Annotated in this window: 7 protein-coding genes and 1 pseudogene; 5 read left to right on the top strand and 3 right to left on the bottom strand. The window is 51.9% G+C overall.

Annotated features, from left to right (window positions below):
- On the top strand, positions 1–265 hold a 265-nt coding region (locus tag V0288_RS24565), incomplete at its 5' end, for a hypothetical protein (protein ID WP_332867834.1).
- Here V0288_RS24565 and V0288_RS24560 read toward each other — a convergent pair.
- The gene (locus tag V0288_RS24560; RefSeq protein ID WP_332867833.1) at positions 240–539 is read right to left on the bottom strand and encodes a 2Fe-2S iron-sulfur cluster-binding protein; all 300 of its coding nucleotides are present in this window, start codon (positions 537–539) and stop codon (positions 240–242) included. The two genes, V0288_RS24565 and V0288_RS24560, sit on opposite strands and share 26 nt — an antisense overlap.
- A gap of 43 nt (positions 540–582) precedes the next feature.
- A pseudogene (locus V0288_RS24555) lies at positions 583–1,865 on the bottom strand (phosphopantothenoylcysteine decarboxylase domain-containing protein).
- Positions 1,866–1,957: 92 nt separating this feature from the next.
- Here V0288_RS24555 and V0288_RS24550 point away from each other — a divergent pair.
- On the top strand, positions 1,958–2,902 hold the full coding sequence (locus tag V0288_RS24550; RefSeq protein ID WP_422662070.1) for a DUF1517 domain-containing protein: 945 nt from the start codon (positions 1,958–1,960) through the stop codon (positions 2,900–2,902).
- Positions 2,903–3,239: 337 nt separating this feature from the next.
- Here the strand turns inward: V0288_RS24550 and V0288_RS24545 are convergent, their stop codons facing one another.
- On the bottom strand, positions 3,240–3,407 hold the full coding sequence (locus V0288_RS24545; RefSeq protein ID WP_332867830.1) for a hypothetical protein: 168 nt from the start codon (positions 3,405–3,407) through the stop codon (positions 3,240–3,242).
- 604 nt (positions 3,408–4,011) lie between these two features.
- On the opposite strand from V0288_RS24545, the gene V0288_RS24540 reads away from it, so the two are divergent.
- The 3 genes from V0288_RS24540 (at position 4,012) to V0288_RS24530 (ending at position 8,600) form a co-directional block, all read left to right on the top strand.
- A complete protein-coding gene (locus V0288_RS24540) occupies positions 4,012–5,112 on the top strand; it encodes an XRE family transcriptional regulator (RefSeq protein ID WP_332867829.1) in 1,101 nt (366 codons plus the stop codon).
- Positions 5,099–5,599 (top strand): PIN domain-containing protein, encoded by a 501-nt coding sequence (locus tag V0288_RS24535; protein WP_332867828.1) that lies wholly within the window; start codon positions 5,099–5,101, stop codon positions 5,597–5,599. The genes V0288_RS24540 and V0288_RS24535 overlap by 14 nt, the downstream gene beginning before the upstream one ends.
- A gap of 250 nt (positions 5,600–5,849) precedes the next feature.
- Positions 5,850–8,600, top strand: a complete 2,751-nt coding sequence (locus tag V0288_RS24530; protein WP_332867827.1) for an MGH1-like glycoside hydrolase domain-containing protein — start codon at positions 5,850–5,852, stop codon at positions 8,598–8,600.
- The last annotated feature ends 60 nt before the right edge of the window (positions 8,601–8,660 follow it).

Raw genomic sequence — 8,660 nt, 5'->3', positions numbered from 1 at the left:
CAGGAGTCAGGAGTCAGGAGTCAGGAGTCAGGAGGCAGGAGGCAGGAGGCAGGAGTCAGGAGTCAGGAGGGTAGTCATAATTTATTATGACCCCCATCTTCCCCATCTCCCCCATCTTCCCCATCTTCCCCATCTTCCCTATCTCCCCCATCTTCCCCATCTTCCCCATCTTCCCTATCTTCCCTATCTTCCCTATCTTCCCTATCTTCCCTATCTTCCCTATCTCCCTATCTTCCCCATCACTTGGGTTTCGTCTTCACGCTGACCGGGCCGTTGACCATCGTTTGACAGGCGAGACGGTAGCTTTCGGGCTTTTTCTTCAATTTCCGCTGTTCAAAGTCGGTTTTCGGCGAGAGATTTTCCATCCCCTCGACAATTTCCACGATACAGGTTCCACATTGCCCGTAACCGCCGCAGTTCATCAATTTTCCGCCGAGGGTGTAGATATCCACTCCGTTTTGGATCGCTTTCTCCCGTAGATTCGCCCCGTCAGCCGCGACCACCGTTTTGTTCTCGTTCACGAACGCGATGTTGCCCATGAGTGCCTTACCCTAAAATTTCTTGAATTAATATTAAAAAATATTAAATTTTCTCGATTGTAACATTCTTAGCGCGATTCATTGTCCGGGGACGCGTTCTAAATGTTCGACGATCGAGCGGGCGATCGCTTTCTTCCCGACCATCTTCGGCGATTCTCCGGATTCGGTAACTAAATACGCTACCTGTTCACCGTTTTCGCCCGTTTCCTCGCCCCGATTGGCGATGACGGCTTGATAACCCCTCGCGAGCCGGTCGCGGGCGATCGCCATCAATTCCCCGTGACTCACTCCCTCCTGATACTTGAAGGTCATCATGTAGAGAGCCGGGAAACGTTCCCGCACTTTCTCGATCACCTTGCCCGTCGGGACGAGATCGATACGGTTCAGCGCGCCACCGCTGGGAGTTTTGCCGCTCAGGACTCGATCGGGACGGTAATCGGCAACGGCCGCCGAAAAAATCCCCCCGAGGTAAGATTTTTTATCCAACTCTTCCATCACTCCGGCTAGATACTCGTCGTAAGTCTCGACGATCCGGTGGGGAAGGTAACTCGGCGGTTCGTAACTCCCTCTACCGTGGAGTAGGAACGCGTCCGCGCCGGATAGATAGAGTTCTTCGGTGATCGAGGCTCCTAAACGCCCGGTAAAGCGATTGGTGAGCCGACGGATACTATCGATTTCTACCGGAGTCGGCCCGCCGGTGACGAGGATCGATCGATCTTTCAACGGGGATTCGCTCACTAGACGGCAGATCTCGATCGCGAGCTCTTTTTCCCCCGGTAGATTGTGTTTCCCGTAGTCATCGCGGGGGGACATGATCGAAACGCCCATTCGATCGAGCGTTTTCAGCGATTCGGTTAGAATAGAATTGTGTAAACTGCCGTGCATGGTGGGGACGATCAGGATCTTCGTTTTCCCCCGTTCCATCCGTCCCAAAGCCGACGCGAGCGCGGACGAGATCACCCCGTCCGCGATACCGTGACGGAACTTGTTGATGGTGTTATAGGTCGCGGGGGCGACGAGATAGACATCGAAGGGCGATCGATCGCTCAAATGCTCCGCGGCCGCGGTTAATCGGGTGATCACGGGGTTAATCGTACTCCATTCCAGCGCGTCGATCGTCACGTAACGTAACGCGTCCTCGGAGGTAAAGGCGACCACTTCCGCGCCCTGTCGTCGCAAGGCGCGGGCGATGAGGGGGGCTTTCATCGCGGCGATGCCCCCGGTGATCAGGAGGGCGATCCGCTTGCCCTGTAAGTGATTCCCGTCGCGGGGAACCTCTCGATCGCCGAGTTCGGAATCGGTCGGGGGGGTGAAATTCCAAGACATAGAGGGAAATCCGTAACGCGTCGCGCCCCTCCCATCATAGGGAAAAGTCGTATCCTAAGAAATAAAGGGGTAGACCATCTTTCAATACTCTCATGCTTGAAAAATTACGATCGAAACTTAAAATGTTAGCCAAAGCACTACTCGCTCTCGGATTGGTCGGGACCCTCGTTTTCGGCCAAGCTCACGATGCCCTCGCCGCTAGGGGCGGACGCATTGGCGGCGGTAGTTTCCGCGCGCCCAGTCGTAGCGTATCCCCGTCGCGAGGGGGCGGTTATAGCTCTCCCGGTTACGGGTACGGGGGCGGTATCGGTTTCCCCTTCGTGATCCCGTTTTTCTTCGGGGGTGGGGGCGGCCTCTTCTCGATCCTGATCTTTCTCGCTATCGCCGGATTCCTGGTGCGGAGTTTCCGGAGTTTCGGGGCGGTAGATGAGAACGGTATGGCGATCGAGGGGAACTACGGAACCGTATCGGTCGCGAAAGTACAGGTCGGTTTGCTATCGAGCGCCCGTTACCTCCAGAAAGATTTAAACGAACTGGCCCTGACGGCCGATACCGGAACCCCGGAGGGACGGGTCGAGGTACTTCAAGAATCTACCCTCGCCCTCCTGCGTCACCCGGAATACTGGGTCTACGGGGCGGCGGACGAGAAACAAACCTCGTTAAGCGGCGCCGAGACGACCTTCAATCAATGGTCGCTCGACGAACGGGGCAAATTAACCGGGGAAACCCTGAGTAATTACAACAGCCAGATCCGCCAGTCTCCAGACGCGCTACCGTCCGCGGGGGGAGAGTTGGCCGAAACGGGCATGGATGACGGGGAATATATCCTCGTGACCGTTTTGGTGGGAACGGTGGGTAAATTACAACTGCCGAAGATCAATAATTCCGACGATTTGAAACGGGCGGTTCAAATGATAGGTAGCGTGGGGATCGATCGACTGCTGGCGATCGAGGTCATCTGGACTCCCCAAGCGGACGGCGACATTCTCACCAAAGACGACATTATCGCCAATTATCCCGATCTGAAAATCGTTTAGAATCGATGATTAATTCTTGAAAGGCTAGGTTCTGTAAGGGATCTAGTTTTTTTCGATCGCCCCGCGCGCGATCCGGAAGAGATCGGGTAGAAACTGGGGCGGGGCGATCGATCGGGCGGGACTATAAAAGTTCTCTCGTCGGGAATCCACCCCCGTCGCTAACCTTCGGTGTTAAAGAAGCGTTTTGATCTGAATTCGATCCCGATCCAGAATAACTGGGCTTGGTCTTGGTTTTTTTGCCATAATCGGCTTAAATAGAGATTTTAGTGCCATATTTAAATAATTTAAAGAAAAAAGCGAGGTTATAACCTCGCTCTTCATAAGACCCTTGTACGATCTAGCGTTCTTTACGAACACCTTTAAAGGGATCTCCATTCTGCTTAACATCCATAAACCGTTTGGTTTCAGCATTACGCTTCACCCATTGATCGGTTTTGGGATTATAAACCTGACTGCGGTTATCCACAGCACCTTTGCGGTAGCCCTCACCGGTGTTTTTCGCCATCTGTTTATCACCTCCTTATGGATAAAAGTGTCAAAACCGCATTCTTCAACCCCCTCGGTCGCTTATCGAATTCCGCATACGGGTTGATATTGAGCGCGAATCTCTTGCTCGATCTCCTTTCTTCCAGATCCCGGAGTATAGAGAACCGCAACCTCTAGACTTCCCCGGCGGTTTCGGTTCCAGCAATTCTGCCGATCGTGATATTCAACCCGATTTCTGACGTTCTCAGACTCCCCCACGTCAACAACGAAGTGTCGATCATCTCTCTGGCGATCGAGAATGACGTAGACCCCGGAGCGGTCTAGTAGTCTCGTCGTGTCTGGGTAAGGGCCCTCGAACGAATATCCGCCGATTGCAATCATAGGTTTATTTCTATACATAAGTATACATCTATGGATGTAGAATATCTTTTACATCTTCAGTATAATTCAGAGTTATCGGGAATGACAACTTTGACAAAAAGGCGGTGCGCCTTTTACCCTTGCGAAAAATCAGCCGCTAAGGCAGGGTCATCGCTAACCAGTCCGAACAACGGGTCGCCGCCAAACGGGCGATCAATACATCCAAACAACGGGTCGCCGCCAGACGGGCGAGAAGTAAGGCTATGAAAGATATCATCGCTAACAACCTGATCCGCTACCGTAAAGGGCTACGTCTCTCTCAAGAGCGACTAGCCGAACTGGTCGGGGTAACGCGAGCGACCATCAACAATTACGAGAACGCGAAAACGCTACCCGATAGTAAAACCCTATCCGCCCTAGCTCGTGTATTGGAGGTTACGCTGGATGATTTACTACGCCCCCCAAGCCAAGGACTCACGAATTTTCGTTTCCGCGCCCACGCTTCTTTTAGTCAAAAGCCCCAGTTCGCAACGCAAGTTGTGCGACTCCTAGAAACTTACAACAATCTTGAGCGGGCAGTCGGGCAACCACCCTACGCCCCGGAAAGTACCCCTTGTCACCAAGTGGAGAATAATGAAAAACGGATCATCGAGATCGCCGCAGGGTTCCGTCACCGTCTAGGGTTGGGGGAAGCACCTATCCTTAATTTATTTGAATCGGTAGAGGAGATTGGCTTAAAAGTTTTACGTCAACCGATTCCAATTAAAGGCTTTTTCGGTCTTAGTGCTTGTAGTGTAGACCAAGGGGCTTTCGTTTTGATCAATAACCACGAGATCACGATCGAACGCCAATTATTTACCTTAGCACATGAGATCGGACATCTGATTTTTCATCGAGGCGAGTATCAAGATCATTTGATCGTGGAAGGAACGGAAGAAGAAGAAAAAGCACGAGAGGATGTAGCGAATTACTTCGCGGGTCATTTATTAGTCCCTCAAGCCGAATTCGATCAAATGTATGCTATAATGCCGAATATTGTTAAACTTAAACAACATTTTCGGGTGAGTTATCAGGTAATTTTGACTCGATTGGCTCAGATGAACGTAATTGATTACGCCAAAGAAAAAGCCAAAATTTGTTCTATTTACAAAAAGCGACACGGTTCTTCTCTCTCTAACTCGATGGAATTACCGCCTACTCTCGATCCCTCGGATTTTCCCGAGAACGAACGATATAAACGATTAATTTGGCAAGCCCTTACCTTGGGCAAAATTTCGGAGATGAAAGCGGCGGAACTTTTAGAGATGACGGTTGAAGATCTGCGAGTATGTCGTCAAGAAGCCGAGGTCTATGCCATTGCGTAACGGAATGATTTTAGACGCGACAGCGCTGATCGACTTTTGCTGGTTAAACGAGTGGGAATGGTTACATAGGTATTATAGTCCCTTGTATATCGCTCAAGAGGTTCTCGATTCCGATCGATTAACCGATCGAACCCGCCAATCCGCTCAAGAGTATCTGACCCCCCTTACCTTGAATACCGAGGAAATGTTTGTCAGTTTTCTAGAATTCGGTAGTCAATTCCCCCTTCTCAGTATTCCCGACTGCTCGACCATCGCCATCGCCCGTCATCAACTACTTATCTGTGCTAGTGATGACGGGTTAGTTGTTGAAACTTGTATCGCTTATAATATCGCGTACACTCGAACCCTGCGCTTATTGTCGGAGATGGCGATCGGGAAACATAAAACAACCGCGGAAGTGATTAAAATGGCCGAGGATTTAATCGAAGAACGAGGAAAATATATTAAGCCTGAAATTCTACGGGACTGGAAAAAGCAATTGCCGTGATTCTGTGTATTCAAGAGAAAATAGGCGGTTTTCCCTAGTTCAATCTTTGATTCTTATCTCTCCTTCGATCGGTGTCCCCGAAGATCGTTCACATTCGGTAATTAATTCTCGAAAGGCTAGGTTCTACAGGGAACCCGGCTTTTTTTCGATCGATCCCCGCGCGATTCTGAAAAAATCGGGTAGAAATCGGACAGGGGGGAAAGAAGGATAGACAATAAGATCGAAATTTCTATCCGGGGGAGGATACACGATGAACGTTGCCAACTCGATCGAGGAAAACCGACGACTACAGGAAGATCGAACCAAAAAAGCCCGCTGGAAAAAATGGGGACCCTACCTGAGCGAGCGGCAGTGGGGAACGGTGCGGGAGGATTATTCGGAAGACGGGAACGCCTGGGCGTATTTTTCCCACGATCAGGCCCGATCGCGCGCCTACCGTTGGGGAGAGGATGGACTCGGGGGCATCACCGACGATCACAATATTCTCTGTTTCGCGCTCGCCCTCTGGAACGGCCGAGATCCCATTCTCAAGGAACGTCTCTTCGGTCTGACCAATAGCGAGGGAAATCACGGGGAAGATGTCAAGGAATACTATTTTTACCTCGACAGCACCCCCACGCATTCCTACATGAAATATCTCTACAAATATCCCCACGCCGCGTATCCCTACGAGGATCTGATTAACACGAACCGATCCCGTAGCCGCGACGAACTGGAGTACGAACTACTGGATACGGGGATTTTCGACGAAGACCGTTATTTCGATATTTTTGTCGAGTACGCCAAGGAGAACCCGGACGATATTTTTATCAAAATTAGCGTCGTCAACCGCGGGCCGGAAACCGCCGAATTAGACCTCCTACCGACTCTCTGGTTCCGCAATACCTGGACGTGGGAGGGAGGGGGATCGAAACCCGTCCTACAAAAAGTCTCCGGTTCCGGGGTGAGTGTCGTTCACGCGTACCATACCGACGCTCTACTCAAGGACTCGTTAGGGGAATATTATCTATACTGCGATCGAGTGGTTCCCCTCCTCTTCACCGAGAACGAAACCAATAACGAGCGCATTTTCGGCACTCCTAACGCGACCCCCCACGTTAAAGACAGTATTCATAACTACGTGGTCGCGGGGGATTCGTCCGCGGTGAACCCGGAGAATATCGGTACGAAGGTATCGCCCCATTACCATCTATCGGTAGCCGCGGGAGCGACGGAAACCGTTACCTTACGTCTAAGCACCACGAAACCGAACGATATAGGCGAGATCTTCGGAAATACATCCGATTCCGTCTTTGGCGCGCGCCAACGGGAAGCGGACGAGTTCTACGATTCGATCACGCCGGACAAAACGAAAGCCGATCCGGACAGAACGAATATTTTCCGGCAGGCGCTGGCCGGGATGCTCTGGTCGAAACAGTATTTCTATTACGATCTCGAACGATGGCTCAAAGATCACGGGCTTACCCCCTGGTCATCCCAGGAACAGAAAAAACGGGTTCGTAACAGCGACTGGTTCCATATGTTTAACGATGACGTGATCTCCATGCCCGATAAATGGGAATACCCCTGGTACGCGGCCTGGGATCTGGCGTTTCACATGATCCCCTTGAGTCTGGTAGACCCCGATTTCGCCAAAGCGCAGTTAGATCTGATGTTACGGGAGGATTATTTGCATCCGAACGGGCAGATTCCCGCTTACGAGTGGAATTTCGGCGATGTGAACCCTCCCGTACACGCGTGGGCGACGTGGGAGATCTACGCGCTCGACCGGGAACGCAACGGGGGCAAGGGCGATCTCGAATTCCTCAAGTACGCGTTCTCGAAACTGCTGATTAACTTTACCTGGTGGGTGAATCGCAAGGATCAGGGGGGGAATAATCTGTTCGAGGGCGGTTTCCTCGGACTGGACAATATCGGCGTGTTCGATCGAAGTTCCCCGCTACCCACCGGGGGACATCTGGAACAGGCGGACGGAACGGCGTGGATGGTCTTTTTCAGCCAACGGATGCTCCAGATCGCGATCGAGTTAGCCATTCACGATCCGCTGTACGAGGATATGGTGATCAAGTTCTTCGAGCATACCCTGTGGATCGCGGGGGCGATGGATCGGATCGGCGATAATCAGGATGAACTCTGGGACGAGGAAGAAGGATTTTTCTACGATCTGTTACGTTTGCCCGACGGTACTTGTGTCCGTTTGAAAGTGCGATCGATGGTCGGTTTACTGCCCCTGATGGCGGTTTCGGTCTTCCCCGAAAGCGCGCTGGAGAAATTACCCCGTTTCACCGAACGCGCCCGCTTATTCCTCTCCCGTTATCCCGAACTGACGGCGAATACCCATCTCCCGAGCCAGCGCGGTCATAAAAATCGCCTGATGCTATCGATCGTCAACGAACAGAAATTACGCCGGATTCTCACCCGAATGCTCGATGAAGAACGCTTCTTCAGCGACTACGGCATCCGTTCCCTGTCGCGCGATCACCTGGAACATCCCTACTGTTTCTACCACGGCGGACAGGAGTTCAAGGTGCAGTACGTCCCCGGCGACTCGAATACGGGAATGTTCGGCGGTAACTCCAACTGGCGCGGCCCCATCTGGATGCCGGTCAATTTCCTATTACTTCGATCGCTCGTACTCCTCTACGGCTACTACGGGGATTCCTTTAAAATCGAGTGTCCCACCGGTTCCGGACAAGAGATGACGCTATTGGAAATCGTCGCCGAGATCCAGGAACGTTTGACGAAAATTTTCCTCAAAGACGAGAACGGCTGTCGCCCGGTTTACCGGAACGCGGGGAAATTCCAAACCGATCCCCACTGGAAAGACTTGATTCTCTTTTTCGAGTATTTCCACGGCGATAACGGCGCGGGCATCGGAGCGAATCACCAGACCGGTTGGACGGGTTGCATCGCCCGGATTATCCAGTTAGCGGGCTTTTTGGATAAGGAAACGGTGTTAGATTCCGAAACCGTTTCCGATCTCTCCACCTATACCCTTTAAGGAGGCAGGAGGCAGGAGGCAGGAGTCAGGAGTCAGGAGTCAGGAGTCAGGAGGCAGGAG

It is taken from the genome of Pannus brasiliensis CCIBt3594 (assembly GCF_036688125.1).
GTDB lineage: Bacteria > Cyanobacteriota > Cyanobacteriia > Cyanobacteriales > Microcystaceae > Pannus > Pannus brasiliensis.
This window is presented reverse-complemented; position numbering and strand designations above follow the sequence as displayed.

What these genes read in the sequence shown, in the direction of transcription:
- V0288_RS24560 (WP_332867833.1), bottom strand. Translation starts at nt 539, where the DNA reads ATGGGCAACATCGCGTTCGTGAACGAGAACAAAACGGTGGTCGCGGCT.
- V0288_RS24550 (WP_422662070.1), top strand. Translation starts at nt 1,958, where the DNA reads ATGCTTGAAAAATTACGATCGAAACTTAAAATGTTAGCCAAAGCACTA.
- V0288_RS24545 (WP_332867830.1), bottom strand. Translation starts at nt 3,407, where the DNA reads ATGGCGAAAAACACCGGTGAGGGCTACCGCAAAGGTGCTGTGGATAAC.
- V0288_RS24540 (WP_332867829.1), top strand. Translation starts at nt 4,012, where the DNA reads ATGAAAGATATCATCGCTAACAACCTGATCCGCTACCGTAAAGGGCTA.
- V0288_RS24535 (WP_332867828.1), top strand. Translation starts at nt 5,099, where the DNA reads ATGCCATTGCGTAACGGAATGATTTTAGACGCGACAGCGCTGATCGAC.
- V0288_RS24530 (WP_332867827.1), top strand. Translation starts at nt 5,850, where the DNA reads ATGAACGTTGCCAACTCGATCGAGGAAAACCGACGACTACAGGAAGAT.